The organism is Bradyrhizobium sp. BR14999, assembly GCF_056106085.1.
Map to the genome: position 1 here is coordinate 8,627,458 of NZ_CM148536.1, position 26,486 is coordinate 8,653,943.

Genomic DNA, 26,486 nt, shown 5'->3' on the forward strand with positions numbered 1-26,486 from the left:
GCGCGACGCGAGGCGGGGTGGCCCCTGCCCTAGTGGTCAAGCGCGCTGGTCAGGGCCTTTATATTGTGCCTGACCATGTCAATGTAAGTGGGTGCAGGCCCCTTTTCGCCGGTCAAACCGTCGGAAATCAAGGTCCCGCCGACCTTTGCCCCGGTCTCGGCCGCGATCCGCCGGATCAGCCGGTCGTCGCTGATATTTTCCAGGAACACGGCCGGGATTTTTTGGACCTTGATCTGGCCGATGATCGCGGCGATGTCGCGCGCGCTGGGTTCGGTCTCCGTGGAGACACCCAAGGGGGCGATGAACTGGATACCATATTCGGCGGAAAAATAGCCGAAGGCTTCGTGGGTGGAGATCACCTTGCGCCGCTCCACGGGGATTTTGGCTACGGCCTCGCGGACCTCACGGTCGAGGGTTTCGAGCTTTTCCAAATAGGCTTTGGCCTGGGCGCGGAAGACATCTGCGTCATCCGGGGCGGCCGCGGCGAGCGCATCAGCGATGTCGGTGACATAGACCTTGGCGTTGGGGATGGACTGCCAGGCATGGGGATCGGCGGCCGAACCTAATTTCAGGGGCGTGATACCGGCGCTCGCAGTCACGACCGTCGCCTTGCTGCCCGAGGACTGCACGAGGCGCGGCAGCCACCCTTCGAGACCTAACCCGTTGACGATGACGAGCTTTGCATCCGCGATCCGCTTCGCATCGCTCGGTGCGGGCGTGTAGATATGGACATCGCTGTCGGCGCCGACCAGCGTGGTCAGATTGATCCGCTCACCCCCGACATTGTGGACGAAATCGGCGAGGATCGAGAAGCTCGCGACCACGTTGAGCCGCTCGGCGGCGTGCAGCGGCGAGGCGATCAGCAACAGCGCACAAAGCAGGATGAGCCGCATCGTCACGCTTCCAGATGCCGGCCGGGAAACAATTGCCGGACGATACCGCCGACGCGGCCGAACAGGACAGAGACCACGTAGAGCACCGTCGCTACGAGAATGATCGCGGGGCCCGACGGCACGCGGGTCTGGAACGAGAGCACGAGGCCGGCATAGCCCGAGGCGGCGGCAGCGACGACCGCGATGCAGATCATGGCCGTGAGATCGCGCGACCAGAACCGCGCAATGCCGGCCGGCAGGATCATGAGGCCGACCGCAAGCAGCGTGCCGAGTGCCTGAAAGCCGTTGACGAGGTTGATCACGACGAGCGCGAGGAAGGCGAGATGCGCAGGTCCCCCGGCGCGGCTGACGGTGCGCAGGAACAAGGGATCGACGCTCTCGATCACCAGCGGGCGGAAGATCACGGCGAGCACGAGCAGCGTCACCGTGGCGTTGAAGGCCACCACCAGCAGCGTCTGGTCGTCCATCGCGAGGATGTTGCCGAACAGCACATGCAGCAGGTCGATATTGGTACCCTTGATCGAAACGATGGTGACGCCGAGCGCGAGCGAGGCCAAATAGAAGGTGGCCAGCGAAGCGTCCTCCTTCAGCCCGGTCGAGCGTGCGACCACACCGGCAAGGATCGCGACCGCAAAGCCGGCGATCAGGCCGCCGGCGGTCATCGCGAATAGGTTGAGCCCGGAGAGCAGGAAGCCGACGGCGGCGCCCGGCAGGATCGCATGCGCCATTGCATCGCCGACGAGGCTCATCCGCCGCAGCATCAGGAACACGCCGATCGGCGCGCCTGCCAGCGACAGCGCGATCACGGCGGCGAGTGCCCGCCGCATGAACTCGAATTCGGTGAACGGACCGATCAGCGCGTCATAGGCCATTTGCGATCACGCCGCCTGCGAACGCCCGTCGTCGGCCGCGCAGGCCGCCGCGCTGTCGTCGAAGGCCTCGCACATCCGCATCGCGACCATCAAATTTTCCGGCGTCAGCACCTCGGCCGTCGGCCCCCAGGCCACGGGGCCGCGCGCCAGCACCAGCGTCTCGCTGAAATGGGTGCGCACCATCTCCATGTCATGCAGCGCGGCCAGCACGGTACGGCCCTCGGCATGCCACTCCTTCACCAGCGCGAGCAGATCGGCCGTGGTCTTGCTGTCGATGGCGTTGAAGGGCTCGTCGAGCACGATCAGGCTCGCGTCCTGGAGCAGCACCCGCGCGAACAGCACGCGCTGCATCTGGCCGCCGGAGAGCGTGCCGATCGGGCGGTTCTCGAACCCGTTAAGGCCAACGGCGGCGATTGCGCGCAGGATTTTTTGCCGCGCAGCCTTGCCGATGCCGCCGAACAGGCCGGTCCCGCGCCACAGCCCGGTGCCGACGAAATCGAACACCGAGATCGGAAAGCTGCGGTCGATCTCCGCGCTTTGCGGCAGGTAGGCGATGTCCCTGCTGTCGCGGCCGCCGAGATGGATGCTGCCGTCGAGCGGCTTGAGGATGCCGACGATGCCGCGCAGCAGCGTCGACTTGCCGGCGCCGTTCGGGCCGATCACGGCGACCAGCGCACCGGGTGCGACCTCGCCATTGAGATGGTGCACGGCCGGATGCCGGTCATAGCCGAGCGTGACGTTGTGGAAGGCTAGTTGTGCCATGGTCACCTCATCGCCAGGAAGACCATGCCCCAGAGCGCGGCGCAGACGGTGAGCGCGGCCGCGAGGCGCCCCGCCATGGTCATGCGCAGGATCGACCACGGCGCCGCCTGGGCCGGATGCGGCGAAGCCGCATCATGGACATGGGCATGGGTGTGATCGTGCCCGTGCGAATGGGCGTGGTCGTGGGAATGGTCGTGATGATGGGCGTGGGAGGCGGCGGGAACCATGCCAAGACGTTATATTATAACATTGCGCCTGTCCACGCCGGGCTCAGGGCCGGCCGATCAGCATGGCGATGGCGGCCGCTACGAACGGGAACGGCACCGACACCGCGCAACGGAACCAGACGAACCGGGCCGGCATGAATGGGATCTCCCACAGGATCACCCGCTGGAAGGCGAACAGGGCCCAGGCGACGACATAGGCAACCACCTGGGGCACCCCGCCGCCGGACTTCAGCGCCACCGTGCCGATGGAGAAGCCGATCACAGGTCCGCCCGGCGTGGCGGCACCAGCGACCACGGCAGACGCGACCCCAAGCCAGCCGCTGTCCGGCCCGAGCCAGCCGGTGATCACCTCCTGCGGGATGATGGCGGCGATGTAGCCGGAGCCGATCACCCCCAGTGCAATCCGCGGCACGATGTTGATGAAGTCCATCGAGCCTTCGCGCAGCGAAGCCTTGAACACGGCAGGGCCGCGGCGGAAGGCGATCAGGCCGACGCCAAACACTGAGCCCCACAACAGGATGTCGATCAGGAGTGCCGCGCTCACGTCTCGTCATCCTTCGAGATCTGTTTCGGATAGAGCCGGACATAGACGAAGCGGCCGAGCGCGCCGGCGAGCACCGGCAGCGGCAGCGAGATCACGATCCGCCACAGCGTGAAATCGGTGCCCATAATCGGGATTTCCCAGGCCACCGCCCGGCCGTAGCCGATCAGGGTCCAGCTGACGACCATGGCGATGGTGGCGCCGAAATCGGCACCGACCGCGAGCAGCGCGCTCGCCACCGGATAGGCGGTGAAGGGACCGCCGGGCAGGATCGCGCCGAAGGCGGTGCCGATCAGAAGCCCCATCAGGCCGGATTTCGGCCCGAGCGAGCGCGAGACTTTTTCGTGCGGCAGGATCTCGGAGATGAACGCACCAAGCAGGCAACCGGCGAGCACGCGCGGCAGGATGCCGCCGAACAGCGAGAGGTCGTGGGTGAGAATGTCGAGAACACCATCGGTGCCGTCACGCCGCCAGACCAGACCCGCGCTCACCGCTACCAGAGCCGCGATAATGATGGTCGACCAGCCGATCGGCTTGCGCGCACGCCCCGGCCGCGGCTCGGAGTCCGCGTCCTCGGCAGACGCCGGGTCTTTTGGGGAAGGTTCTGACAACGGGCTCGGGTCGGATCGAGGGGATGCCCGTCCTGCTTAAGGGGGCTGCCCATGCGATGCAAACGGAACGATCACAGGCCGATACGCGCACCGCGCAGGGCAATTCCGCACAGCAAAAAGGCGGCCGCGCACGCGACCGCCCTCTCTGTCATTCCGGGCGGCGCGTCAGCGCCGAACCCGGAATCCATCGGGCCTCAGCCCGAGTGGACAAATGGATTCTCAGATGCGCAATTGCGCATCATAGCTCGCGCTTGGCGCGCCCCGGAATGACTCCAAATGCCTACGCCTTCTCGAACAGAGACTCGACGTATTCCCAGTTCACGAGGTTCTCGACGAACGCCTTGAGATAGTCCGGACGGCGGTTGCGATAGTCGATGTAGTAGGAGTGCTCCCAGACGTCGCAGCCGAGGATCGGGGTGGCGCCGTGCACCAGCGGATTCTCGCCGTTCGGGGTCTTGGAGATCTCGAGCTTGCCGTTCTTGACCTGGAGCCAGCACCAGCCGGAGCCGAACTGGCCGACGCCGGCCGCCTGGAAGTCGGTCTTGAATTTATCGAAGCCGCCGAGGTCCTCGTTGATCTTCTTCTCGAGCTTGCCGGGCAGCTTGGTGCCGCCGCCATTGGGCTTCATCCAGCTCCAGAAGTGGATGTGGTTGTAATGCTGGCCGGCATTGTTGAACACCGCGGGGTTCTTGCCGAACGAGCCCTTGACGATCTCTTCAAGGGATTTGCCTTCCCATTCGGTCCCCTTGAGCGCGTTGTTGCCGTTGGTGACGTAGGCCTGATGATGCTTGTCGTGATGATATTCCAGCGTCTCCTTCGACATATACTGGCCGAGGGCGTCATAGGCGTAAGGGAGTGGGGGCAGCGTAAAGGTCATGGCTTCTTGTCCGCAACTGGTGGGGAACGAGTTCTAACGGTCACCCCTTATAGAAGGTTCCTGCGTCGTTAAATACCGCCAATTTGCGAAAATGCGTGATGCCAACGCTTGGCACGATTGCATAAAATCGTCGCAGCACGCGGACACTCGCGCGGCCTTGGTGGCGTGATGCAAAATATCATTGCCTTTGAGGTGCTTATCGAAGAACGAATGCACCACGGACCGACGTTGCGAAAGACAGAGCCATGAGCATCGAGATCGACATTCTGAACGGCGACGCCTCGTGGCCGATCGCGGAGCCGCTGCACCAGGCGGTCTGGGGCCCGCACATGGTCGCGGACAAGCCCTGGGCTCACGTCAAATGGGATAACGCTCATCTTCGCGTGCTGCTCGATGCGCCCGAGGACGGCCTCGTCTGCCATGTCGGTGTCTACTTCCGCACCGTCACCTGGAACGGGCAGAAGGTCCATGTCGGCGGCATCGGAGGCGTCTGTACCCGCGAGGACCGGCGCGGTCGCGGCTATGCAACCATGGCGATCGACGCGGCGGTGCACACCATGCGCGCCAACGATGCGGTGCGCTTCGCGCTGTTGTTCTGCGAGCCGCACAATTTCGCGTTCTACGAGGCGCGCCGATGGCAGCCCTTCAAGGGCGAGGTCTATTGCCAGCAGCCGGAGGGACGAATCCGCTTCGACTACATGGCACCCTACGTCTTCGACATCGTCCGCGCGCCGACGCTGGGCACCATCGACCTATGCGGCCTGCCCTGGTGAGCCCTGCGTGAGCGGAGGGCTGCGCCGGCCGCTTCACGCCTTATAATATGTCGATCATCATTTAATATTCCGCCCGGTGAACATGACGATCGACGCCCCTGCAGACGCCGTCCCGCCGCTTGCGCCGGTCGCCTCCCCCATCGCCAGCCTGCTGACGGCGCCGATCCTGCCGACATTGCTGCGGCTCGCGATCCCAAACATGATCGCGATGGTCGGCAGCACGCTGGTTGCGATCGCCGAGACTTCCTATATCGGCCGGCTCGGCACCATCCCGCTCGCCGCGATCGCGCTGGTCTTTCCGTTCGCGATGCTGACGCAGATGATGAGCGCGGGCGCGATGGGCGGCGGCGTCTCCTCCGCGATCAGCCGCGCGCTCGGGGCGGGGAATCGCGACCGCGCCGCGACGCTGGCGCTGCATGCCGCCATCATCGGCCTCTGCGGCGGCCTGTTCTTCACGGTGATGATGCTCGTCTTCGGCCGCTCGTTTTTCGCGCTGCTCGGCGGCCGCGAGCGCGTGCTGGAGGAGGCCAGCGGCTATTCGCAGGTGCTGTTCTCCGGCGCGGTCGCGATCTGGCTCGTCAACACGCTGGCTTCGGTGATCCGCGGCACCGGCGACATGCGGCTGCCTTCGACGACGTTGATCGGGGCGAGCCTGCTCCAGGTCGCACTCGGCGGCACGCTGGGACTCGGCCTGTTCGGCGTGAAACAATTCGGCATGCCCGGCGTCGCGAGCGGCCAGCTGATCGCGTTCAGCTGCGCCGCGGTCTTCCTGCTCTGGTATCTCTTGTCCGGCCGCAGCCGATTGCAGCTCGACTTCCGCGCCTTCCATTTCGAGCGCGCGATGTTCCTGGACATCCTCAAAGTGGGCGCGGTGGCCTGCCTGTCGCCACTCCAGAGCGTGCTCACCATTCTGATCTTCACAAAAATCCTCGCGAGCTTCGGCACCGAGATGCTGGCCGGCTACGGCATCGGCTCGCGGCTGGAATTCTTGCTGATCCCGATCACCTTCGCCTTCGGTATCGCATCGGTGCCGATGGTCGGCATGGCGATCGGCGCGGGACATCTGAAGCGCGCGCGGCGCGTGGCCTGGACCGCGGCCGCCGCCTCCGGACTCACGGTCGGCCTGATCGGCCTTGGGATCGCGCTCGATCCGTCGCTGTGGGTCGCGCTGTTCACGCGGGATCCCGGCGTCACCGCCGCCGCCCACAGCTATTTCCACTGGGCAGGTCCGGCCTTCGTGTTCTTCGGCATGGGCGTGTCGTTGTACTTCTCCTCACAAGGCGCGGCGCGCGTCGGCGGGCCAGTGCTTGCCTCCACAGTGCGGCTCCTGATCGTCGCGATCGGCGGCGTCGGCCTCATGACGATGCAGGCGCCGGCCTGGACGTTGTTCGCTCTGGTCGGCGGCGCCATGGTCATGTTCGGGCTCTCGACCGCCGTCTCGGTCGCCTTCGTGCAGTGGGGCAAATGAGCGCAGGCGAATAAGCGCAGACAGTAAGCGCAGGAATGTGATTCCATCCAGCGTTGCACTATTTTGCCGGACTGCTATGGAGGCGCCGTCATTTTCGGGGGCTCTCTCCATGTTCAGCAGATTCGCGATTCCCTTCGTCGTCCTGGCTGCGCTGCTCGGCGCAACGAGCGCCCAGGCGCAGAGCGCCGACGGGACCTGGCTCACCCAGGCGGGTGATGCGCGCGTGAAGATCAGCAAATGCGGCGGCGGCATCTGCGGCCACATCGTCTGGCTGCGCGAACCCACGGATACCGCGACCGGCCAGCCCGCGACCGACAACAAGAATCCCAATCCCGCGCTCGCCAGGCGTCCGATGATCGGCCTGCCATTGTTCAGCGGCATGCAGCCGTCAGCTCCGAACAAATGGTCGGGCCAGATCTACAATGCCGACGACGGCAGCACCTATGCGAGCAGTATCAGCGTGACGGGCGCGGATTCGCTGCGCGTCGAAGGCTGCGTCGGCGCCCTCTGCGGCGGCGAGACCTGGACGCGCGCGGGACGCTGAGCGCCCTCGTGTCCCGGACGCGATGCAGCGTGAAGCGCTGCTTCGCAGAGCCGGGACCATGCCATTCGCAATTTTCTCCAAGATTCTGGGCCCCGGCTCGGCAGCGCATCACTGCGTGCTCCGCTGCGTCCGGGGCACGAGAGACGTGTTACCCCATCATTGCCTTCAATGCCGTCGCAGCCGAGGCATAACCGCCCCGCGCGCCGTCAATGAAATGGACGTGGTCACTGCGCAGCGCCGAGGGCGTGAAGCAGGTCATCATCGCCGCGTCCTGCTGATAGAGGCCGTAGCGCACGATGCCCTCGCGCGCGGCTGCAGCGAGGCGATCGCTCAGCGCGCGCTCGAGCTCGCCCGTACAGTCGAGAATCATGCGCAAGCCGTCGTCATATTTCCTGAAGTCCGAGTTCTCGACCACCTGACGCTTGTAGACGTTTGGCACGAAGCCGCCGACCTTGATGTCGAAGCGCATGATCAGATAGGCGAACAACGTGTAGGCCAAGACGGCGGCCCGGCGGGCAAGCAGCGGGCCGCCGCGCCTGGTGCGGGCTTCATAGTCCAGCCCCTGCGGCGGCCATTTCAGCGGCGGTCCCTGCGCCGGCACCGGGCGGCCGCCATCCGGACTGCGCTCGACGAGATGGATGATATCCTCGATCACCTTGCGGAAAGCCAGCGGGTCAGCGCTACGCGCCGGCATCACCAGCACCGACAGGATCAATCCGCGTGACGCCGGCATCACCTCGAAGCGGCAGGACAGGCCGGAGAGATCGGGCTGCGTGCCGTCGGGCGCCTCGGTCACCGCGAACTCGCCGCGCTTCATCGCGGCGTCGGCCCAGGCGAGGCCGCCGCCGGAGAACATCGCATAGGACAGGTTCGCCGACGGACCGAAGCGTGCGACGCGTACGTCGAGGCCATGCGCTCGGATGGCACTGACCGGCACCAGGGCGACACGCATCTTCAGATCGAGATCCTCCCGCACCCAGGTCGCGGTTGCCGCCAGCGCGTCGCGGGCAAGCTCGAGATCGTGAGGCGCAACCGCAAAGCTGGCGCCGTCACCGCCGAACACGAAGGGGAATTCGCGCCCCTCCAACGCGTTCGTCACCGCCGCGATCACGGCGGCACCGGCCATGTTCACCGCCTTGTAGCGCTGCGCCGCGATGGCCTTGGTCGAATCGACGATGTCGGCAACGCCGATGCTCCAGTCGTCCGGCAGCGGCGCATACAGCACCGGATCCATCAGGCTGGTGAAGCCCCGGAAGACCGGAATGCCGCTATAGAAGGATTCGCCTGATGTCATCGGGTGATGCCGGATGGTTGGGATGGCGCGTTGCGAAAAGTAGATGCGTGGCAGGATCGATCCGGGTTCGCCGGCCGGTCTCCGCGAGGTCCCGATCATTGGCCGAAATGGAGCCGGACAACAAGCTCGCACCGCGATGCAATGCCGCAGTTTGTCATTGATCGGCATCAATCAGCACACCGCAAAAGGCGTTTACTCTTGATTTATCGAAAATGAATGCCCGGGATCATCGAAGTGTCCGACTTCGGCAACAAGGATTCGACCTCACCCGTACGCCGGCGCACGGGTCTCGACGCAATCAGCGCGGTGAAGATGCCGGAACGGCTGACCGCCGCCGTCGATGCCTGGGCTGAAGCCCATCAGCTGACCCGCTCGGATGCAATCTGCAAACTCGTCGAATTGGGGCTGAAGATCTCGCCTGCCGAACCGATCTCGGCGCACGAGATCACATCGGATGCCACGCAGATCGAGGACATCGCCGTGCACGAGATCGACGCGCTGCTCGATCCCGCATTGCCGGCAGACGAACGCGAGCGCCGCATCCGCCGCCTCACCGAGGGACCGCCGGAGTTCTCACATGAACGAATTGACTTGCCGAAGCATCAGAGGTGAGTGGCTAGTGCAGCTTCTCGTCCTGACGCTTGCGCACCGCTGATGCGGGGACATCGTGACAGCCGACCAGCCGCACGAATTGCTGCGGATACATTTCGTGGCCGTGGTCACCGGAGTTCTGATGCGACATCGGCTGGCAATGGACATCGTCCGGCCTCGAGCAAGACTGCTCTGCTGACGCCCGGCCCAGATTCGAAGCGGTCATGGACTGCTCCCTGTCGATTAGGGCAGATCGATTGACGTAACCCAACCGATTGCGGGGCATCTTACGACCAAATCCGGTGAATTCAAATTGAGCCGGATCAACCCTATTGCGGCGGCAGAGTTCCGCTACGCCGTATTCCCCGCGTCGATCGTGAAGATGGTGCCGGTGACGTTGCGGCCGCCCTCGCCGAGCAGATATTCCACCATGCGCGCGACGTCCTCTGTCTCCGGCAGGCGGCGCAGCGCGCTGCGGCCGGCGATGCGCTTGCGTCCCTCGTCGGAGAGATTGTGCGTCAGCTCGGTGTCGATGAATCCCGGCGCGATCGCATTCACGGTGATGCCGAGCTTGCCGACCTCGCGCGCCAGCGAGCGGGTGAAGCCGGTGGCGGCCGCCTTGGTGGCGCCGTAGACGGAGAGGCCATTATAGCCGGTGGTCGCGATGATGGATGAGATATTGATGATGCGGCCGGCGCCATCGGCCATCATCTGCCGCGCGACGTATTTGGTGAGAATGATCGGCGACAGCACGTTGAGCTGCACCAGCGCCGCGATCTCGGAATTGTGCATGGTGGCGAGCAGGCCCTCGGTGCCGAGGCCGGCATTGTTGACGAGGCCGTAGATCGGGCCGAATTCGTCGCGGACAAGCTTTGCGAACGCCGGGATCGCATCGATCACGGCGAGATCGCAGGCGCGGAAATGCAGGCGTCCCTCAGACGCGGCGATCGCGGCCTTGAGCTCCTCGCTCTCGCGCCGTGCGGCCGCAATCACGTTGAAGCCGGCGCCGGCGAGGCGCCTTGCGATCGCAAGGCCAATGCCGCGGCTGCCGCCGGTGACGAGAACGTTATGCATCGGTGCGCGCCAGTTTGCCGGCCGGAGTGACGTCGAGCGCCTCGACGAAGCGGATCACCGCCGGCACCTTGTGCGAGGCGAGCTGGGCGCGGCACTGATCCAGGATCTGGTCACGGATCTCCTTCGTGCGCGCGGGATCGGTACCGTCGGCGAGGATCACGTCGGCGACGACGATGCCGCCAGTGATCGGGCTGCGGCGGGATTTGGCCCGCGACATCCGCACGTCGGGATGGCGGTTGATCACCGCCTCGATCTCCTCGGGGTGAACCTTCAGTCCGCCGATATTGATGATGCCGCCGCGGCGGCCGACGAAATAATAGCGATCGCCACGCAGCTCGACGATGTCGCCGCTATCGACAAAGCCGTCCGCATCGGTGAGCGCAGCAGCGTTGCGGCCAATGTAAGCGTGCGCGGTGCGCGTCGAGCGGATGCGCAGCGAGCCGTCGACCACCTTCATCTCGACACCATTGCGGTTACCGAGATAGTCGGCCGGAAAACCCTCAAGCCCGTCATTGACAGCGAAGCCTACGCCGGCCTCGGTCGAGGCATAGGCATGACCGACGGAGGCATTGGGGAATGCCGCTTTCAAGCCGTCCAGCACCGCCTGATCGGCGATCTCGCCGGAGAGACGTACATAACCCGGCGCGAACTGTGCCGCCGAGCCGCTCATCAGGAGCTTGCGCCAGTGCGAGGGCGTGCCGGAGATATGCGAGACGCCGCGCGCATTCAGCCGCGCGACGTGATCGGCCAACGCCTCATGCGGGTCCGACAGCACCATCGAGCCGCCGGAGAGGATGGCGCGGAGGAAGATTTGCAGCCCGCCATACCGGCGGATGTCGTAGAACGTGGCCCACACCGGCGCAGGTCCGCGCGCGGGGCCTTCGGCGACGATTGCGCCGGTGAGTGCTTCCAGCGTGTGCCCGGCGATCTTGGGCACGCCCGAGGTGCCCGAGGTCAGCATCAGCCATTCCGTGGCACGTTCGGTCTTCGCCGGCGCGGCCGCTTCGAGCGGTAAGTGCGCGGTGACAATAAGCGCGACGCCGGTGTTGGCCCAGCGACCCGGCTCGTCAGTCACGACGGCATCGATCCCGGCATCCGCAATCAACGCGTCGAGATGCGCCGGGTTGAGATCGGGCGGGCACAGCAGCATGCGACGCGCGATGCCGTCGAGCTCGATCATGGCAAGGCCCGACCGGAGCTGGTCGGACAGCCTGAGTAGGACACAGCGGCCAGACAATTCGCGCAGGCGGCCGCCGAGGACCGTCTGCGACAGGATGTCCGTCAGCGACACGCTCGTCTCTGCATCCGACAGCGTGCGGCCCTTCAGCTCCGCGCCGAGATGGTCGCGAAGCGCAAAGATCTCACGCGGGGACATTTTCGTAGGCCCGCACGAAATCGCCCACGGTGGCGGGGAACGCTGCGTCCTCGGAAATGGTGAAGGGATCGACGCCGGTCTCGTCCTCGAGGCGCGCGACCAGGATCGCGAAGGCGAGCGAGTCGAAGCCCGTCTCGTGCAGGGACAGATCGTCCGAGAGTGCGGGAAGCGTGACGTGCTGTTCCTTGGCGATCTGCTGGATCGCTTCAATGACCTTAGACCTTACCGACATGGCTGGCTCGCTTGTTGTTATCGATCGTTCGCGTTGCGGCGGCTCTTGCTGACCGCCTCCCCTGGCCGCCTGTTTACCCGACAGAAGTAAATGGCTTCTTGGACAATTCAGATAAAATTGGACCTATCTGCGCATTTTTCGCAGCGTTACAGCCTGATCGTGCCGTCGTTAATTTGGGCATAGGCCTCGGTATCCATCGCGACATAGGCGCCGGATTTCGGATCAAGCATGAACAGCGGATCCGCTATCGCCTCTGGATCGAAGCCTTCGCGCGCGAGGTCGCCCTTCTTCTGCTTGAAGGTCTCGGTCGCATCGATCTCGCAAGAGATGCGAATGAAGACGGGACGGGCATAGGCCGGCAGCCGCTGTGCCAGATGCGCAGGCAGTGCGGCGATATCAAAGCCTTCATTGACGACGAGCGCGCTCATGCCGGCGCGGCCGTCGGTGCCGGGGATGCTGATGCCGTAAGTGGTGGCATCGATCACGCCAGTGAAATCGCGCACGGCATCGTTCACCTCCGACGTCGCGACGTTCTCGCCCTTCCAGCGGAAGGTGTCGCCGATGCGGTCGACGAAATGGAAGAAGCCCTTGTCGTCGAGCCGCATCAGGTCGCCGGTGCGAAACCAGGCATCGTCCCTGGCAAAGACGTCGCGCAGGATCTTCTTCTCGGTCTCGCCCGCGTCGGTATAGCCCTCGAAACGGCCGCCGCCCTGGTCCGCGGTGCCGATGCGGCCGATCGCTTCCCCGGCCTCGCCACGGACGCAGGCGATGCAAAAGCCCTCTTCGTTGCGCAGCGGCGCGCCGGTATCGGGGTCGAGCTTGACGAGGCTCGCGGGAAAGCGATGCGCGAGCAGCGGTGGGATGCGGCCGATCGCGCCCGGCTGGCCCTCGACGTTGAACAGCGAGAAATTACCCTCGGTTGCAGCATAGAACTCGAGGATGCCCGGAATGGAAAAGCGCGCCTGAAAGTCTTCCCAGATGTCGCCACGCAGACCGTTGCCGCAGACGAGCCGCAGACGATGCCTGTTCTCATATTCCGACGGCGGCGCCTTGAGCAGATAGCGGCAGAGCTCGCCGATATACTGGAACAGCGTGCAGTCATGCCGGACGATGTCGGACCAGAAATGCGAGGTCGAAAACTTCTCCGCAATCACCACCGAGCCGCCGGCAGCCAGCATGCTGCACGGCGCGACGATGCCACCGACCGAGTGGAACAGCGGCAGGCAATCGTAGAGCCGGTCCTGCGGCGTCGCGCCGGTGAGGCCGGCGAACCAAAAGCCCCAATTGAGGATGCGGCGGTGACTGATGCTGGCGGCCTTCGGCAAGCCCGTGGTGCCCGAGGTATAGATCAGCAGCGCGCGGTCATCGATGGTGACGTTGCCATGTTCGTCCGGCGAGAGCGCTCCATCGTCGAGCGCGGCCAGCGCTACGTCGATCGCGCGTTCGCCGCGGGCATCGCCATGGGTCCAGACTTTTGCTCCGGTCTTCAAATAAGGCGCTGCGCTGTCCCACATCTCCGTCAGCTCATGCGCAACGATGACATGCGACGGCTTTGCGACGTCGGCGCAATGTGCGAGCGATTGCCCAATGAGCTTGGTGTTGATCAGCGCAGCCACGCCGCCGATACGGCTGATGCCGAGCCAGGCCGCGACATAGTCGATGCCATTCGGCATGATCAGAGCAACGGTGTCGCCCTTGGCAACGCCAGCCGACCGAGCCCATCGCGCATAGCGGTTGATCCTCTTCGACAGACCTTCGTAATCGAGAGTGGCATCGTCGGTCACGAGCGCTGCGCGATCGGGCTGGCGCTGCGCCCAATCGTCGACGACGTCGGCGAACAGACGTCCCGGCAGCGTCTCGATCCGCGCGGTGAGCTCGATCGCCTTCAGCCAGATTTTCGAAGCCGAAGGGGCGCGCGCGGCTTTCGGTTGCTCGATGACACCGGTGGTCATGCCGTTCATTCTTTCGGGACGTGTCTGCTGATCCGGCAGCTTAGACGTGCGAGCCTGCCCAGGTGTTAAGAGACAGGCCAAAACCTGGTTAGTGCGGGATTAACGCTAGCGATTCCTTTACCAAACCGACGAGTTCAGCGGCATGCTGGCGGCGGAGATCGATCGCCGGCGCAAGGTGGTGGCGTTGTCGGGGATCAGGAAGGGGTAGCGGCAAGCCTCAGGCGAGACCGCGCGGCAATCCGCCCGGTGCTAACCATTTCGCCTATAACGCGGGCGCGATGCCGGGACGTTGACGGCAAAGTACGGATTGAGATCGCAAGTTGCGGCGCGGCCCGACGCCGTGGCGCGGCACTGCGGTACCGAGACGAAGGAGCACTCGTACCAGTCCCCGCCGCCGCCGTTCGAGCCGGAATAGACGTGCATGCACACCGGATAGCGCGGGTCGAAGGTCTGCGCATGCGACGGCGCGGCCACCAGTAAGGCACCGAAAGTCACGATCAGTCCGAATGAGTGGCGCATGAAAACGGTCCTCGGAAGTCGCATCGCGGAAGCGCTAGTGCACCTTCTTGTAGCGCCGGCGCGGCGGCGGTGGTTCATCGAAAGCGTAATAGGGATTGACGTCGCAGCTGGCCGAGCGGCCTGACGCCGTGGCGCGGCATTGCGGCAGCGAGGTGAAGGAGCAATCGTAATAATCGCCGCCGCCACCGGCGAAGCCGCCGGGTGTGTAGACATGCATGCATACCGGGTAGCGCGGATCGTAGGTCTGGGCGCTCGCATCTGACGCCACGAACAGCGTGGCAATGGCGGTGAGGGTCAGGATCGGCAGGCGCATCGGGCATTCCTCGAATCGTGGCAACGGCACGCATTATTCCATTTCGATATGGCACAACAACGCGGAAGAAGCGATTGTTCCTGTTCATACCTCTCCCGCTTGTGACACGCGCCAAAACGGATGAGACACGGCACTGCAACCACGCAGAAGCGGAAAAGAGCTCCGTTTCGGGCCTGCACAGGACGCATATCTCACGACAGCATTTCTTCGACAAAGGTCGCAAGGATCCGGAGCAGGAATCCGTTCGCAGGCTGCAGCGATCGGACTAGTCTTTCGATTACAACGCTGGCCCCGGACCAACGACGATCCAGGGCAATCAACAAACATACGGGCTGAAGGAAACGCACATTCGCGCTCGGGCTCTCGAGCGCGGCTCCGCCATGCGCGGGGGAAGATGCGCCGGCCGGTCTGCAGGCTCAGGGCATGCAAGAGAGCTTTTCGTCTCCCTTCATCCGCTATCCGATCGGCACCTCGCTGCTGATGGCGGGCATCCTGTTCGTAGGCCTCGTGGCCTATCCTCTGCTGCCGGTTGCACCGCTGCCCCAGGTCGACTTTCCGACCATCCAGGTTTCCGCGTCACTTCCGGGCGGCAGTCCCGAAACCATGGCCGCCTCGGTGGCACAGCCGCTCGAACGCCAGCTCGCGCAGATCCCCGGCATCACGCAGATGACCTCGACGAGTTCGCTGGGCTCGGCGTCGATCACCATCCAGTTCGATCTCAACCGCCTGATCGACGCCGCCGCCAATGACGTGCAGGCCGCGATCAACGCGGCGAGCGGACAATTGCCGAAGAATCTGCCTTCGCCGCCGACCTATCGCAAGGTCAACCCGGCGGACTCGCCGATCATGATCCTGTCGGCGACCTCCGACACGCTGCCGCTGACCACGGTCAGCGACCGCACCGACGCCCAGCTCGCCCAGCAGATCAGCCAGATCCCCGGCGTGGCGCAGGTGTTCGTCGGCGGGCAGCAAAAACCCTCGGTGCGCATCCAGATCGATCCGGCCAAGCTCGTCGCCAAGGGATTGTCGCTGGAGGACGTTCGCAGCCAGATCGCGACCGCCACCGCGGACAGCCCGAAGGGCAACATCGACGGCACGCGCCGCTCCTATACCATCTACGCCAACGACCAGCTGCTCGAGGCCTCGCACTGGAAGGACGTGATCGTCGCCTACCGCAACGGCGCGCCTTTACGGATCCGCGACATCGGCGAGGCCGTGTCCGGGCCGGAGGACATGAAGACCGCGGCCTGGGCCGACGGCAAGCGCGGCGTGTTCCTGGTCATCTTCAAGCAACCCGGCGCCAACGTGATCGAGACCGTCGACCGCATCAAGGAGAAACTGCCGCGGCTGATCGCGGCGATCCCGCCCGCGATCAAGATCAAGATCATCAGCGACCGCACCATCACCATTCGCGCCGCGGTCGACGACGTCCAGATCACGCTCATGATCACCATCGCGCTCGTGGTGATGGTGATCTTCATTTTCCTGCGCAGCTTCTGGGCCACGATCATCCCGAGCATCACGGTTCCGCTGGCTCTGCTCGGCGCCTGCTCGCTGATGTGGGTGTTCGGCTATTCGCTGGACAATCTCTCGCTGATGGCGCTGACCATTGCGGTCGGCTTCGTGGTCGACGATGCCATCGTGATGCTGGAGAACATCACACGCTATGTCGAGCGGGGCGAGAGCCCACTCGCCGCGGCGTACAAGGGCGCCGCCGAGATCGGCTTCACCATCGTTTCCATCAGCGTCTCGCTGGTCGCCGTGCTGATCCCGCTGCTGCTGATGGGTGGCATCATCGGCCGGCTGTTCCGCGAATTCGCGGTGACGCTATCGATGGCGATCTTCGTCTCGCTCGTGGTGTCGCTGACCCTGACGCCTATGATGGCCTCGCGCTTCCTGCGCGCCGACCGTGAGGCGCGGCGCGGCCGCTTCTACCAGTGGAGCGAGCGGATGTTCGAGCGCCTGCTCGGCGCCTACGAGCGCGGGCTGGACCTCGCGCTGCGGCACAGCTTCGTCACGCTTCTCATCTTCTTCGGCACCGTCGCGCTCTCGGCACTGCTGTTCATCGTGATCCCGAAGGGCTTCTTCCCGCAGCAGGATAACGGCTTCCTCACCGCGGTGTCCGAGATGCCCCAGGACATCTCCTTCGCCGAGATGAAGCGCCGGCAGGAGGAGCTCAACGCCATCGTGCAGGCCGACCCTGCCGTCGATTCCATTGCGATGTTCATTGGCGGCGGCGGCACGGCGCTGAATTCGGGGCGCATGTATGTCACGCTGAAGCCGATCGGTGAGCGCGATGCCAGCGCACAGCAAATTATCGCGAGGCTGCGGCCAAAACTCGCCGAAGTCGAGGGCGCACGCCTCTATATGCAGGCCTCGCAGGACGTGCGGCTCGGAGGGCGCGCCACCCGCACCCAGTTCGAGTTCACGCTCCAGGACGCCAATCTCGCCGAGCTGAACGAATGGGCGCCAAAGATCCTGGCGGGCATGAGAGGCCTGCCGCAACTGCGCGACGTCGCCACCGACCAGCAGACGGAGGGCACGACGCTGCAGCTTAGGATCAATCGCGACACCGCCGCACGCTACGGCATCCAGCCGCAATTGATCGACGACACGCTCTACGACGCCTTCGGCCAGCGCCAGGTCGCGCAGTATTTCACCCAGACCAACAGCTATCACGTCGTGCTCGAGATCACACCGGCGCTGCAGGGGCAGCTCGAGACGCTCGAGAAGCTCTACATCAAATCGCCGCTCACCGGCGAGCAGGTGCCGCTCTCCGTGATCTGCAACTGGACCAACGTGCCGGTGCGGCCGCTCGCGATCGCGCATCAGGGCCAGTTTCCGGCAGTCACGATCAGCTTCAACCTCGCCGAAGGCGTGGCCCTGGGACAGGCGACCGATGCCGTGCTGCGCGCGGTCAGCGCGATGGGCGCGCCGCCGACGCTATCGACGAGCTTCCAGGGCACCGCGCAGGCGTTCCAGCAATCGCTCGGCACCGTGCCGATGCTGATCCTCGCCGCGCTCGTCGTCGTGTATCTCGTGCTGGGCGTGCTCTACGAAAGCTACATCCACCCGCTGACCATCCTGTCCACGCTGCCGTCGGCCGGCGTCGGCGCGATCGCGATCCTGATGATCTTCGGCTTCGATTTCAGCCTCATCGCCCTGATCGGGGTCATTCTGCTGATCGGCATCGTCAAGAAGAACGGGATCATGATGGTGGACTTTGCCATCGTGGCCGAGCGCGAGCAGCATTTGACGCCTGAGCAGTCGATCCGTCAGGCCGCGCTGTTGCGCTTCCGCCCGATCATGATGACGACGATGGCGGCCCTGCTCGGCGGCGTGCCGCTGATGCTCGGCCACGGCACCGGCGCCGAGATCCGCCAGCCGCTCGGCTATGCCATGGTCGGCGGCCTTCTGGTGAGCCAAGCCCTGACGCTGTTCACGACCCCTATCGTCTATCTCTACCTCGACCGATTCTCCAACCTGCTTTCGCGCTGGATGGAGGGAAAGCCGGAGGCGGAGGCAGCTGGTGACAAGCAGAAGGATGCGGCCGAGTGAGCAATGCTGTGAGCAGCACGAGCGAGCGGCGTTCGAGATCGTCATGGCCGGGCTTGTCCCGGCCATCCACGTAGAGCCGCATGTGAGCAAGGACGTGGATGCCCGGGACAAGCCCGGGCATGACGATCGAGGAAGCAGTAATTCCGCCTATCCGCCCAGCCCCTGCAACACCAGCCGGTTCAGCCTCGCCGCAAACGCTGCCGGATCTTCCGGCAATTCGCCGTCCAGGATCTGCGCCTGTTCGAGCAGCAGCAGGCTGAGATCGTCGACGTCCCTGGAGCCGGCCTGCGCCTTGGTGATCGCAGTCACCAGCGGATGGCGCAGATTGATCTCGAGGATCGGCTTGGTCTTCATGCCCCGGTTCTGCTGCGCCAGAATGCGCTCCAGTTCGCGGCTCGGCCCCTGGCTGTCGGCAACCAGGCAGGAGGCCGAGCTGGTGAGGCGCGTCGAGGCCTTGACATCGCTGACGCGCTCGCCGAGCGCGGCCTTGATTACCGCGATGGTGGCGGCTTCATCCGCCTCAGGCTCGTCCTTCTTCGCCTCGTCCTTGTCGTCGAGGCGCGGGATCAGGTCGAGGTTGAGATCGCCCTGGCTCAGCGATTTCAGCGGCTTGCCGTCGAACTCCGAGGGCATCGAGGTCCAGAAGGCGTCGACCGGATCGGACAGCAGCAGCACCTCAATGCCGCGCGCAGTCGCCGCCTCGAGCCGCGGATTGGACTTCAGCCGCTCGATGCTGTCGCCGACGAGATAATAGATCTCGGTCTGGTTTGGCTTGAAATCGGCGATAACCTGCTTCAGCGACCGCTTTTCACCCGACGTCGTGGTGAAGCGCGACAGCGCCAGCAGCTTTTCGCGACGCTCGAAATCCTCGTAGATGCCTTCCTTCAGCACCGCGCCGAAGGCGTCCCAGATCTTGGCAAAATTCTCCGCGTCCTTCTCGGCGAGGCTTTCGAGCTCGGACACGACGCGGGTCGCCACGGCTTTACGGATCTGCGCGAGCTGCGGATTGTTCTGGAGCATCTCGCGGGAGATGTTGAGCGGGAGATCCTCGCTGTCGACGACGCCACGGATGAAGCGGAGGTAGCCCGGCAGCAGATCGGCATCATCGGTGATGAAGACCCGGCGGACATAGAGCTTGACGCGGCCCTTACGGTTCGGCTCGAACAGGTCGAACGGTTTCGTCGAGGGTGCGAACAGCAGCACGGCGTAGGAATAGCGGCCCTCGGCGCGGTAGTGCAGCGTCATCGCGGGATCGTCGAAGGCGGAGGCGATCTGCTGATAGGCCTTCTTGTAGTCGTCTGCCGTCAGCTCGGATTTCGAGCGTTGCCACAGCGCGCTTGCCGAATTGATCTGGCGCGGCTCGCCCTCGCCAGGCACGAGCTCGATGGGAAACAGGATGTTGTCGGAATAGGCACCGACGATGCGCTCGATCTCGTAGGTCTCGAGGTATTTCTTGGCGTCGTCCTTGAGGTGCAGGACGATCTCGGTGCCGCGGGCCACGCGCGCCGCGTCCTCGTCGCTGGCGCGGGCGATCTCGAATCCGGAGCCGCCGGAGGATGTCCAGGTCCAGACGTCACTCTCACCGGCGCGGCGGCTGACCACGTCGATCTTCTCGGCGACCATGAAGGCGGAATAGAAGCCGACACCGAACTGGCCGATCAGGCCGAGGCCGTCCTTGGCTTCCTTCAGCTTGGACACGAACGCCTTGGTGCCGGAGCGGGCGATGGTGCCGAGATGATCGATCAGCTCCTGCCGCTCCATGCCGATGCCGTTGTCGGCGACCGTGAGCGTTCCGGCCGACTTGTTCGGGATGATGCGGATCCTGAGCGCGTCACCCTCGCCGAGCAGGTCCGGACTGGCGATCGCCTCGTAGCGCAGCTTGTCGCAGGCATCGGAGGCATTGGAGATGAGCTCGCGGAGGAAGATGTCGGTTTCCGAATAAACGGAGTGCACCATGAGGTGCAGCAGTTCGGAAACTTCGGCCTGGAAAGGCTGCGTGTGCACAGCCGTATCTGACGTCGTCATGCGCTTATCCGGTCAAATCAAAGGGGAGGAACCCGGATATAGCGCGATGAAACGGCGGATCAAGAGGATGTGAAGGCTCTGCCGCAAGTCGCGACAGAGCAACCTTGGTCGGACCAATGGCGCGGATCAGGTCACACAGCGGCCGGGCTGGAGCAGCTTGGCGATCTCGGTCAGGGAGCTGACCATCGGCTCGCAGGCGATCGTCGGCTTGCTGCGGCCCTGCTTCTGGTTCTTCTGGTTCTGGAGCAGCACCGGCGGCTTGGCATTGCCGGTTTCGATCACCGCGGGGACCCGCAACAGCACCGACGTGTCGGCAAGATCGTTGAGCCGCATCGACACGGTGCGGGTGGCGACCGGTGCCGGCTTGATCTCGCCGAGCCGGTCGGCCTTGCCGGCACGATTGACGTTGTGGCTCGGGGCGAAGTTTGAGCTTTGGCTGGAGATGTCGGCGACCGCCTGCCAGCGATCGGCCAAATCATGGCCGGAGGCCAGTTGCACGGCACCCAGCGTGGCGGCAATCGCGACGGCGCCCAAAAATACCTTTTGAATCTGTGACATGGCTATGGATCCCTCGCCCCATGGCGATCGCGGGAACAACGCGGGCGGAGGATCAGGGGTTCTTGGCCGTTACGATCACTTAACCGTGTGCGAAAAATGCCGGAGGCCCGCAAAATATTTCGCAAGGCCTGGAACGACTTTTGCGGACGGGAGTCGTCTCAGCAGCCGGCTATTCCCCCCTGCCCCATAAGCCGGCGACGTAGGGCGCGACTGTGGTGATGCCAGTCGCGCCTTACTTTTTTCTCGGAGATTTCTACGAATCTTCCTCTCCGCCCCACCATCCGCCCCACCATTGTGCATACTTGAGCCAAGCCGGGCCTGGGAAGGCTACCCTCCCAAACGCTGCGAAGGTCAGTTCCCGCCTCGGGTGGTTGACGCCGAAGGCTTTTCCAATCGCACAGCAAATTGGAGGCCAAAGCGAATCGACGCCCAGGGGGTGAACAATTGCTCTCTCGGAATCAACGCGAACCCGTGCACCATCGAAGGTCGCTGACCATAAGGGGGTGGGCGAAAAGGCGGCCATTGAACCACCTTTATGCTTGCCGGCCATTGATCAACTCACGTCGAGAAATGCTTGAAGTGAGGATATAAGCACCAACCGCCGACGCCCGACCGTCCTCGTATGAAGTAGCCCCGCGCCTATCAACTCGTAGAGCTTGGTACGACCTAAGCCGGTGGCTTCACATGCTTCGTCGATCGTACAGGTCAACCGTTCGGTGAAAGGTATTTTTCTTTGCTCTGGTAGCTTCGCACCGGAACGATCTTGTGCGACTTGTTCTGCCTGTGCTCGATCTCGACCCATTGGCTCCGCCTCTCAACCTCGACCTGAGGGTTGCCCGTGCAGCGCGGCATCGTCAATGCGAACAGATGAGTGCGGCCGCGCACTCCAGCGTACAGCGGCGGTGATCTGGAAACTTTCGGCTTTCGGATTCGACGCGAACTTTCTCCGTCTTGGCTGACGCGATTACCACTTCCGGATCGCAGCAAGCTACTTTTGGCTATCGGCCACGTCCTTCGCGGCCGTCGGGAATTTCAAAAGGCCGGAGGCACCTGTGCGGGCGAGCAACGGTGGGGCCAGCCGACGGCCCCGCCACATTTTGGGAAGAGACCCGAAAAGTTCGGGACACGGTTGGATGCCTTGCGCGTTCGCGGCGCCGGCCTATGACCGACATCAAGGCCGTGAGTATTGAGCCAATAGAATGGAGAGCGAATGGGCCACGATGCGCGCCGTAGACACCGAGCCCTGGAGGAAGAGAACTGGCCCTCGTCATAAAATCGCAAATACGACAACACAATTTTGCAGTAAGGCCCCGCGTAAACGGGGCCCAAGACCTCAGGGCCAGTCGCCGCCTTCATCGCCCTCGTCGATCACGTCGGGCATTCCTGGCCGTCAAACGTTGGATAGAAGTTCACGCAAAGTCCGGCGCAATCGCGTTCGTATTCGGCATGGTCCGAAACGATGCCATAGTGCTCGGTCAGGACACCGGCCGCAAGGGCTACCGAGGCTTCGAGCGTGTTGATCAGTGCCTGCTTTGCGCCGTCAGGGAGCGTCGAGTCGCTGATGGCGTCGCAGAGGTCGTTGACGTTGAGGATCTTGGTCATGTCAGCGCCTCTCTAGTATTCGTCGGCGCCCATGATCGTCATCACGCGCTGTGTAACAGCCGGGTCGGCCGGGTTTGGGCGAGCCTATGGTGCCGCTCTGGTCGTAGTAGTCGATCTTGAAGAAGAAGCGGATGAATCGAGATCGATCGAGCCGAAGTCGTGCTCGCCGTGCGGGTCCTTGTCCCGCATGAAGCTGTCGAACTTGCGAACCGCTTCGAGCAACTCGGCCTGACGGCCGATTGCTAGGCTGGTTACACCAGGTGTAAGCAGGACGGTCCCGCCGAAAACCAGATTGCGCCTGAAGCTGTCGTTGAACTGCGGATTTTTGCAGTTTCAGTTGTGTCGGTCATTTGAGGTTCTCCCGTTGTTATGCCTGCAGTCCCCTCACTTTCTTGGCTCTCGGGCTAGCGGTTGCAGCTTTCTCGTTGATCGGCAGCCGGCTCTCCTCACGGATCAAGAGCGACATGGGACCGATTTGGCAAAATTCGCTGGTCGACGGCACTAATGTCGAAAGCGCGCCGGAAACCTGGATCTATTGGCTGCGCACCAGCATGCCTACCAGTGGGTCAAACGATTTTGGAAATTTCAGTTGGGCGCGACCCTCTCAGCCGTCTTGCTTTTTTACGCAGGAAGCATGGCGCTGAACCACCTCCTTTACGTCGTCATTGACGACGCCGGCCTTGTTTGCAGCGAGAATAATCCGACTGCGATGATCAGAGGAGAAACGAGAAAGCTGATCTTTGACACATCCTCGGTTTGCTCGCCCACCGGCATTCTCCTGGAGGATGGCGGACGTTATCTCATCACGATCAAAGCGCGAGAACCGCAATGGTTTGATCGGAGGATTGCGACTACGCCCGCTGGCTTCTACAGCCTAGACCCGCCCACGGTCTGGGAAAGGGCCGCGATGCTGTTCGCGCTTCCGATGCGCCGCGAACTGGTCAGGCCCTGGTTTAGGATAGTTGCCAGGACAGGCAGCGTAGGAGGCGAAGAAAGCTTTTTGAACCCGGATCCCAAAGACCATTCGATCGAAGAGATGATCCGCGCGAGGCGCGATGGCGAGCTCTTTTTCTTCGTCAACGACGCGGTCGTCGGAGTGCCCGGATTGGCCGGCATATTCTACGGGAATAATCGAGGTTCTGCTGAGATCACCGTAACGCGCCGGTAGCCGAAGCTGTCTTCTGTCGAGGTGCTTTTGGCCCTCTTAGGCCATCCTGTGGCGGAATGCCAGCAGGCACATGCGATAGCATGCAACCGTGCTGACCCGCCGTCCGCTGCCTGGAAACTTGCATCACTTGTCGGACGCGGTCTGCACGGCTCAGGACGACAAGTTCGTTTCCTCGCAACAAAGCAGTCATCGGGGTTCGAAATGGGCCCACGCGTCTACTGCGAACAACAGTGGCTCGCAGGAAGACCACAGTCACGAGCCGGTCATTGCCTTTGAGAGATCTTCACGTATGCTACGAGCTGTTGGAAGCTCTTCCGTTTAGCCCGTCAGCAATCTCTGTGACCTTATCATCACCGAATGACTGATCGTTCGCGCAGCCGCTTTCCGGCTGCGAATGAAGTCATTCACATCGTGTCTTATATAAAAGCGTCTACAATTCGACCACTCATTGATGCAGACAAAGCGATCAATCTGCGAGAAGAGGCGACTTCTTAGACTTAAGATCTTGCCGCCAAAGTAGCCGCTCATAAGCTATGCCTCGTCATCGCGCTTGCGATCCGACCAGATGCGGCGCATCATCGCTCTCAACTCCGAAAAAATTGCGCAAAGATATCCGTCCGAGCAGGCTTAGCTTGATCGGACGGCCTGTTCTCTTTCGTCGACAGATGATTTTAGCAAGAGAGGAGTTGGAAATGGCAAACACCCCCATGTATGCGCCGAGCACGTCTGGACTTGACGACGACGTTGGTATCCCCATGGGAAACGAAACGGGGACCGGAACCGCCACAGGCGAAGCGTTCGATTTCGGTGGCGTATTCAATCAGGTTAAGTCTTGGCTGGTAAAGAACGACGACAAGGTCATCCAGGTCGTCGTCCCGTGGCTGAAGAAGCAGCTGAAAAACGTGTCCGGCCTTGATGCTCTGGATCTCCCTAACTCGACTCCCATTACGCAGATGGTGCTGCCGAGCCAAGTTGCCCGCCTGTCGCCGGCAGTCAAACGACTGACCAAGTTGGACTTGATGGCGCTGGGCGGCTGGGGCGTAGCACGCAAGCTGCCGAGCGAACTCGGCCTAACCGCCAAGGATATTCAAACCATCCGTGATGTGTTTACACCACGAATGACGGGCGGTGCCGGCCTGGACGAGGAGCCGGAGGCATTCAGTTTGTCCTGCTGTTCCTGCACGCCATGCTGCTGCGCGGCATCCGTAACAAAGCCGCTTCGCCTAGTCGCCTAAAGCGGGCTACGAAAATGAATGTTCTCCTCATTTGGCCGAACTCCAGAAATGAGGTGCTCGGCTGGGGAGATCTGGGCGCGATCGCGGAGCCCCTCGCGCTGGAGTACTTGGCCGCAGGCCTCAAGCAGGACGGTCATTCGATCCGGATCCTGGACATGCGCCTGCATCCCGGTGCTCTGGTGGATGAGCTTCGCGATTGGCGACCAGATATTGTCGGGGTCACTGCGTTCTCCATGCATGTGCTGACCGTATTGGCGATATGTCGTCGCGTTAAGGCGGAACTGCCACATTGTATGACCGTCGTCGGCGGGCACCATGCCACTTTCCTGCCGGAAGATTTCTTTGAGCCTCAGGTCGACTTGGTGGTTTCTGGTGAAGGCGTTCAACCATTGCGCCGCATCGCCTCAGCCATCACCGAAGGACGCTCCCTGTCGCCGATTCCCGGGGTCTGGGCACGCGTCGGCATCGAATTCCGCAGCGGTGGCTCAAATCCTATGCTGCGGCTCGAGGACCTACCGCCGCCCGATCGCACTCTCACTTCACGCGATCGCGCATCTTATTTCATCGACTGGATGAAGCCAGTTGCGTTGATTCGAACCTCCGTCGGCTGCCCGTTCCGCTGCACATTCTGCTCGCTATGGAAAATTATGGATGGCAGATACTTGATGCGCGATGCAGATTCCGTGATCGAGGAAATGTCGACCATTCCCGAGGACTTCGTCTTCCTGGTCGACGATGAAGCATTCATCAATGGCCGCCGCATGAAGGCTCTCGCGCAGGCGTTGCAAGCGGCTGGTCTTCACAAGCGTTACTTCACCTACTGCCGCATGGATTCGCTCGTGCGCAATCGTGACGTTCTGAAAGAATGGCGCGAAATTGGTCTGGAACGATTGTTCGTGGGAGTCGACGCCATTAGCGAGAAGGATCTCGGAGAATACAATAAGAAGATAAGCATCGAAAAGATCGAGGCTGGTTTAAGAATTGCCCGCGAACTCGGGATAGAGATATTCGCCCAGTTCGTTGTCAATACCGACTACAGCCGCCGCGATTTCCAACGGCTGGTGCGCTTCATAGAGCATCACAAAATTCGTTATCCGTCATTTACCGTGCTGACGCCTATTCCAGGCACGGAACTGCTTTCAACCTTCGAGAAAGTCATTGCACGTCAACCGAACGGCAGACCCAACTGGGATTTGTTTGACTGCCAGAACGCCGTAACCCCAACGGCGCTTGCACCGGAAGAATTTAGACGCGAATACCAAAATCTATATCACGTGTTCAAAGGCAGCTACACCCAGTATCAAGAGCATCCATTTCTGATGGAGCGATCGATTCATGATGGCGACGTGGGCGCATTGACCGCGCACCTCGCCTCTCAGCGCGCACGACAGGATGATAGTAAACACGTTTGCGATTGAGGCG

The 26,486-nt window shown here is 63.0% G+C and carries 28 protein-coding genes; 8 read left to right on the plus strand and 20 right to left on the minus strand.

The window, feature by feature from the left end:
* Positions 1 to 29 precede the first annotated feature (29 nt).
* The 7 genes from ACR9YP_RS40265 to ACR9YP_RS40295 form a co-directional block, all read right to left on the minus strand.
* Entirely contained in the window at positions 30 to 893 is an 864-nt protein-coding gene (locus ACR9YP_RS40265; protein ID WP_474218688.1) for a metal ABC transporter solute-binding protein, Zn/Mn family, read from the minus strand.
* 2 nt (positions 894 to 895) lie between these two features.
* On the minus strand, positions 896 to 1,765 hold the full coding sequence (locus ACR9YP_RS40270) for a metal ABC transporter permease (RefSeq protein ID WP_370986470.1): 870 nt from the start codon (positions 1,763 to 1,765) through the stop codon (positions 896 to 898).
* A gap of 6 nt (positions 1,766 to 1,771) precedes the next feature.
* Positions 1,772 to 2,527, minus strand: coding sequence for a metal ABC transporter ATP-binding protein (locus ACR9YP_RS40275; protein WP_474218689.1), 756 nt, complete (start codon positions 2,525 to 2,527; stop codon positions 1,772 to 1,774).
* A gap of 2 nt (positions 2,528 to 2,529) precedes the next feature.
* On the minus strand, positions 2,530 to 2,754 hold the full coding sequence (locus ACR9YP_RS40280) for a hypothetical protein (protein ID WP_370986471.1): 225 nt from the start codon (positions 2,752 to 2,754) through the stop codon (positions 2,530 to 2,532).
* 43 nt (positions 2,755 to 2,797) lie between these two features.
* Positions 2,798 to 3,298 (minus strand): hypothetical protein, encoded by a 501-nt coding sequence (locus ACR9YP_RS40285; protein WP_130214576.1) that lies wholly within the window; start codon positions 3,296 to 3,298, stop codon positions 2,798 to 2,800.
* The gene (locus ACR9YP_RS40290; RefSeq protein ID WP_474218690.1) at positions 3,295 to 3,906 is read right to left on the minus strand and encodes a permease; all 612 of its coding nucleotides are present in this window, start codon (positions 3,904 to 3,906) and stop codon (positions 3,295 to 3,297) included. The genes ACR9YP_RS40285 and ACR9YP_RS40290 overlap by 4 nt, the downstream gene beginning before the upstream one ends.
* Before the next feature lie 280 nt (positions 3,907 to 4,186).
* Positions 4,187 to 4,783 carry a superoxide dismutase gene (locus ACR9YP_RS40295; protein WP_061846478.1) on the minus strand — a complete coding sequence of 199 codons (597 nt, stop codon included), beginning with the start codon at positions 4,781 to 4,783 and terminating at the stop codon, positions 4,187 to 4,189.
* 245 nt (positions 4,784 to 5,028) lie between these two features.
* Here ACR9YP_RS40295 and ACR9YP_RS40300 point away from each other — a divergent pair, with 245 nt between their 5' ends.
* The 3 genes from ACR9YP_RS40300 to ACR9YP_RS40310 all read left to right on the plus strand — a co-directional run bounded on the left by ACR9YP_RS40300 (position 5,029) and on the right by ACR9YP_RS40310 (position 7,568).
* A complete protein-coding gene (locus tag ACR9YP_RS40300; RefSeq protein ID WP_438105533.1) occupies positions 5,029 to 5,556 on the plus strand; it encodes a GNAT family N-acetyltransferase in 528 nt (175 codons plus the stop codon).
* A gap of 82 nt (positions 5,557 to 5,638) precedes the next feature.
* Complete coding sequence (locus ACR9YP_RS40305; protein WP_474218691.1) at positions 5,639 to 7,024, plus strand: MATE family efflux transporter; 1,386 nt, start codon at positions 5,639 to 5,641, stop codon at positions 7,022 to 7,024.
* Between the two features lie 109 nt (positions 7,025 to 7,133).
* Positions 7,134 to 7,568 carry a DUF2147 domain-containing protein gene (locus ACR9YP_RS40310; RefSeq protein ID WP_370986475.1) on the plus strand — a complete coding sequence of 145 codons (435 nt, stop codon included), beginning with the start codon at positions 7,134 to 7,136 and terminating at the stop codon, positions 7,566 to 7,568.
* Between the two features lie 148 nt (positions 7,569 to 7,716).
* On the opposite strand, the gene ACR9YP_RS40315 is transcribed toward ACR9YP_RS40310, so the two are convergent.
* Entirely contained in the window at positions 7,717 to 8,862 is a 1,146-nt protein-coding gene (locus ACR9YP_RS40315; RefSeq protein ID WP_474218692.1) for a DUF3095 domain-containing protein, read from the minus strand.
* A gap of 225 nt (positions 8,863 to 9,087) precedes the next feature.
* On the opposite strand from ACR9YP_RS40315, the gene ACR9YP_RS40320 reads away from it, so the two are divergent.
* The gene (locus tag ACR9YP_RS40320; RefSeq protein ID WP_474221206.1) at positions 9,088 to 9,474 is read left to right on the plus strand and encodes a hypothetical protein; all 387 of its coding nucleotides are present in this window, start codon (positions 9,088 to 9,090) and stop codon (positions 9,472 to 9,474) included.
* Positions 9,475 to 9,478: 4 nt separating this feature from the next.
* Here ACR9YP_RS40320 and ACR9YP_RS40325 read toward each other — a convergent pair whose 3' ends face one another.
* The 7 genes from ACR9YP_RS40325 to ACR9YP_RS40355 all read right to left on the minus strand — a co-directional run bounded on the left by ACR9YP_RS40325 (position 9,479) and on the right by ACR9YP_RS40355 (position 14,918).
* The gene (locus tag ACR9YP_RS40325) at positions 9,479 to 9,679 is read right to left on the minus strand and encodes a hypothetical protein (RefSeq protein ID WP_091892161.1); all 201 of its coding nucleotides are present in this window, start codon (positions 9,677 to 9,679) and stop codon (positions 9,479 to 9,481) included.
* Positions 9,680 to 9,804: 125 nt separating this feature from the next.
* Positions 9,805 to 10,527, minus strand: a complete 723-nt coding sequence (locus ACR9YP_RS40330) for an SDR family NAD(P)-dependent oxidoreductase (RefSeq protein ID WP_438105537.1) — start codon at positions 10,525 to 10,527, stop codon at positions 9,805 to 9,807.
* Positions 10,520 to 11,902, minus strand: a complete 1,383-nt coding sequence (locus ACR9YP_RS40335; protein ID WP_438105538.1) for a class I adenylate-forming enzyme family protein — start codon at positions 11,900 to 11,902, stop codon at positions 10,520 to 10,522. Before ACR9YP_RS40335 ends, ACR9YP_RS40330 begins: the two co-directional genes overlap by 8 nt.
* Positions 11,889 to 12,134 carry an acyl carrier protein gene (locus ACR9YP_RS40340; protein ID WP_015688794.1) on the minus strand — a complete coding sequence of 82 codons (246 nt, stop codon included), beginning with the start codon at positions 12,132 to 12,134 and terminating at the stop codon, positions 11,889 to 11,891. Before ACR9YP_RS40340 ends, ACR9YP_RS40335 begins: the two co-directional genes overlap by 14 nt.
* A 146-nt stretch (positions 12,135 to 12,280) precedes the next feature.
* Entirely contained in the window at positions 12,281 to 14,095 is a 1,815-nt protein-coding gene (locus tag ACR9YP_RS40345; RefSeq protein WP_474218693.1) for a long-chain-acyl-CoA synthetase, read from the minus strand.
* Between the two features lie 240 nt (positions 14,096 to 14,335).
* Positions 14,336 to 14,605, minus strand: a complete 270-nt coding sequence (locus tag ACR9YP_RS40350) for a DUF3551 domain-containing protein (RefSeq protein ID WP_438105541.1) — start codon at positions 14,603 to 14,605, stop codon at positions 14,336 to 14,338.
* A 34-nt stretch (positions 14,606 to 14,639) separates the two neighbouring features.
* Positions 14,640 to 14,918, minus strand: a complete 279-nt coding sequence (locus ACR9YP_RS40355; RefSeq protein WP_438105542.1) for a DUF3551 domain-containing protein — start codon at positions 14,916 to 14,918, stop codon at positions 14,640 to 14,642.
* A 423-nt stretch (positions 14,919 to 15,341) separates the two neighbouring features.
* Between ACR9YP_RS40355 and ACR9YP_RS40360 the strand changes: the two genes are divergently transcribed.
* Entirely contained in the window at positions 15,342 to 18,476 is a 3,135-nt protein-coding gene (locus tag ACR9YP_RS40360; RefSeq protein WP_474218694.1) for a multidrug efflux RND transporter permease subunit, read from the plus strand.
* A 147-nt stretch (positions 18,477 to 18,623) separates the two neighbouring features.
* Here ACR9YP_RS40360 and htpG read toward each other — a convergent pair whose 3' ends face one another.
* The 5 genes from htpG to ACR9YP_RS40385 all read right to left on the minus strand — a co-directional run bounded on the left by htpG (position 18,624) and on the right by ACR9YP_RS40385 (position 22,883).
* A complete protein-coding gene (gene htpG / locus ACR9YP_RS40365; protein WP_474218695.1) occupies positions 18,624 to 20,501 on the minus strand; it encodes a molecular chaperone HtpG in 1,878 nt (625 codons plus the stop codon).
* A gap of 126 nt (positions 20,502 to 20,627) precedes the next feature.
* Positions 20,628 to 21,059: a hypothetical protein gene (locus ACR9YP_RS40370; protein WP_128939958.1), complete on the minus strand. Its 432-nt coding sequence runs from the start codon at positions 21,057 to 21,059 to the stop codon at positions 20,628 to 20,630.
* Positions 21,060 to 21,612: 553 nt separating this feature from the next.
* Positions 21,613 to 21,861 carry a helix-turn-helix domain-containing protein gene (locus ACR9YP_RS40375; RefSeq protein WP_474218696.1) on the minus strand — a complete coding sequence of 83 codons (249 nt, stop codon included), beginning with the start codon at positions 21,859 to 21,861 and terminating at the stop codon, positions 21,613 to 21,615.
* Between the two features lie 566 nt (positions 21,862 to 22,427).
* Positions 22,428 to 22,661, minus strand: a complete 234-nt coding sequence (locus ACR9YP_RS40380) for a hypothetical protein (RefSeq protein WP_474218697.1) — start codon at positions 22,659 to 22,661, stop codon at positions 22,428 to 22,430.
* A gap of 84 nt (positions 22,662 to 22,745) precedes the next feature.
* A complete protein-coding gene (locus ACR9YP_RS40385) occupies positions 22,746 to 22,883 on the minus strand; it encodes a DUF3768 domain-containing protein (protein ID WP_474218698.1) in 138 nt (45 codons plus the stop codon).
* Positions 22,884 to 23,250: 367 nt separating this feature from the next.
* Between ACR9YP_RS40385 and ACR9YP_RS40390 the strand changes: the two genes are divergently transcribed.
* From ACR9YP_RS40390 to ACR9YP_RS40400, 3 genes are all read left to right on the plus strand, one after another.
* The gene (locus ACR9YP_RS40390; protein WP_474218699.1) at positions 23,251 to 23,829 is read left to right on the plus strand and encodes a hypothetical protein; all 579 of its coding nucleotides are present in this window, start codon (positions 23,251 to 23,253) and stop codon (positions 23,827 to 23,829) included.
* A 692-nt stretch (positions 23,830 to 24,521) separates the two neighbouring features.
* On the plus strand, positions 24,522 to 25,064 hold the full coding sequence (locus ACR9YP_RS40395; protein ID WP_474218700.1) for a hypothetical protein: 543 nt from the start codon (positions 24,522 to 24,524) through the stop codon (positions 25,062 to 25,064).
* Between the two features lie 14 nt (positions 25,065 to 25,078).
* The gene (locus ACR9YP_RS40400) at positions 25,079 to 26,482 is read left to right on the plus strand and encodes a B12-binding domain-containing radical SAM protein (RefSeq protein ID WP_474218701.1); all 1,404 of its coding nucleotides are present in this window, start codon (positions 25,079 to 25,081) and stop codon (positions 26,480 to 26,482) included.
* Positions 26,483 to 26,486: the final 4 nt, after the last annotated feature.

Bases quoted from the DNA above. Each gene is read 5' to 3' on its own strand.
- ACR9YP_RS40265 (WP_474218688.1), bottom strand. From the start codon at position 893: ATGCGGCTCATCCTGCTTTGTGCGCTGTTGCTGATCGCCTCGCCGCTG.
- ACR9YP_RS40270 (WP_370986470.1), bottom strand. From the start codon at position 1,765: ATGGCCTATGACGCGCTGATCGGTCCGTTCACCGAATTCGAGTTCATG.
- ACR9YP_RS40275 (WP_474218689.1), bottom strand. From the start codon at position 2,527: ATGGCACAACTAGCCTTCCACAACGTCACGCTCGGCTATGACCGGCAT.
- ACR9YP_RS40280 (WP_370986471.1), bottom strand. From the start codon at position 2,754: ATGGTTCCCGCCGCCTCCCACGCCCATCATCACGACCATTCCCACGAC.
- ACR9YP_RS40295 (WP_061846478.1), bottom strand. From the start codon at position 4,783: ATGACCTTTACGCTGCCCCCACTCCCTTACGCCTATGACGCCCTCGGC.
- ACR9YP_RS40300 (WP_438105533.1), top strand. From the start codon at position 5,029: ATGAGCATCGAGATCGACATTCTGAACGGCGACGCCTCGTGGCCGATC.
- ACR9YP_RS40305 (WP_474218691.1), top strand. From the start codon at position 5,639: ATGACGATCGACGCCCCTGCAGACGCCGTCCCGCCGCTTGCGCCGGTC.
- ACR9YP_RS40310 (WP_370986475.1), top strand. From the start codon at position 7,134: ATGTTCAGCAGATTCGCGATTCCCTTCGTCGTCCTGGCTGCGCTGCTC.
- ACR9YP_RS40315 (WP_474218692.1), bottom strand. From the start codon at position 8,862: ATGACATCAGGCGAATCCTTCTATAGCGGCATTCCGGTCTTCCGGGGC.
- ACR9YP_RS40325 (WP_091892161.1), bottom strand. From the start codon at position 9,679: ATGACCGCTTCGAATCTGGGCCGGGCGTCAGCAGAGCAGTCTTGCTCG.
- ACR9YP_RS40330 (WP_438105537.1), bottom strand. From the start codon at position 10,527: ATGCATAACGTTCTCGTCACCGGCGGCAGCCGCGGCATTGGCCTTGCG.
- ACR9YP_RS40335 (WP_438105538.1), bottom strand. From the start codon at position 11,902: ATGTCCCCGCGTGAGATCTTTGCGCTTCGCGACCATCTCGGCGCGGAG.
- ACR9YP_RS40340 (WP_015688794.1), bottom strand. From the start codon at position 12,134: ATGTCGGTAAGGTCTAAGGTCATTGAAGCGATCCAGCAGATCGCCAAG.
- ACR9YP_RS40345 (WP_474218693.1), bottom strand. From the start codon at position 14,095: ATGAACGGCATGACCACCGGTGTCATCGAGCAACCGAAAGCCGCGCGC.
- ACR9YP_RS40350 (WP_438105541.1), bottom strand. From the start codon at position 14,605: ATGCGCCACTCATTCGGACTGATCGTGACTTTCGGTGCCTTACTGGTG.
- ACR9YP_RS40355 (WP_438105542.1), bottom strand. From the start codon at position 14,918: ATGCGCCTGCCGATCCTGACCCTCACCGCCATTGCCACGCTGTTCGTG.
- ACR9YP_RS40360 (WP_474218694.1), top strand. From the start codon at position 15,342: ATGCAAGAGAGCTTTTCGTCTCCCTTCATCCGCTATCCGATCGGCACC.
- htpG (WP_474218695.1), bottom strand. From the start codon at position 20,501: ATGACGACGTCAGATACGGCTGTGCACACGCAGCCTTTCCAGGCCGAA.
- ACR9YP_RS40370 (WP_128939958.1), bottom strand. From the start codon at position 21,059: ATGTCACAGATTCAAAAGGTATTTTTGGGCGCCGTCGCGATTGCCGCC.
- ACR9YP_RS40375 (WP_474218696.1), bottom strand. From the start codon at position 21,861: ATGGGTCGAGATCGAGCACAGGCAGAACAAGTCGCACAAGATCGTTCC.
- ACR9YP_RS40380 (WP_474218697.1), bottom strand. From the start codon at position 22,661: ATGACCAAGATCCTCAACGTCAACGACCTCTGCGACGCCATCAGCGAC.
- ACR9YP_RS40395 (WP_474218700.1), top strand. From the start codon at position 24,522: ATGGCAAACACCCCCATGTATGCGCCGAGCACGTCTGGACTTGACGAC.
- ACR9YP_RS40400 (WP_474218701.1), top strand. From the start codon at position 25,079: ATGAATGTTCTCCTCATTTGGCCGAACTCCAGAAATGAGGTGCTCGGC.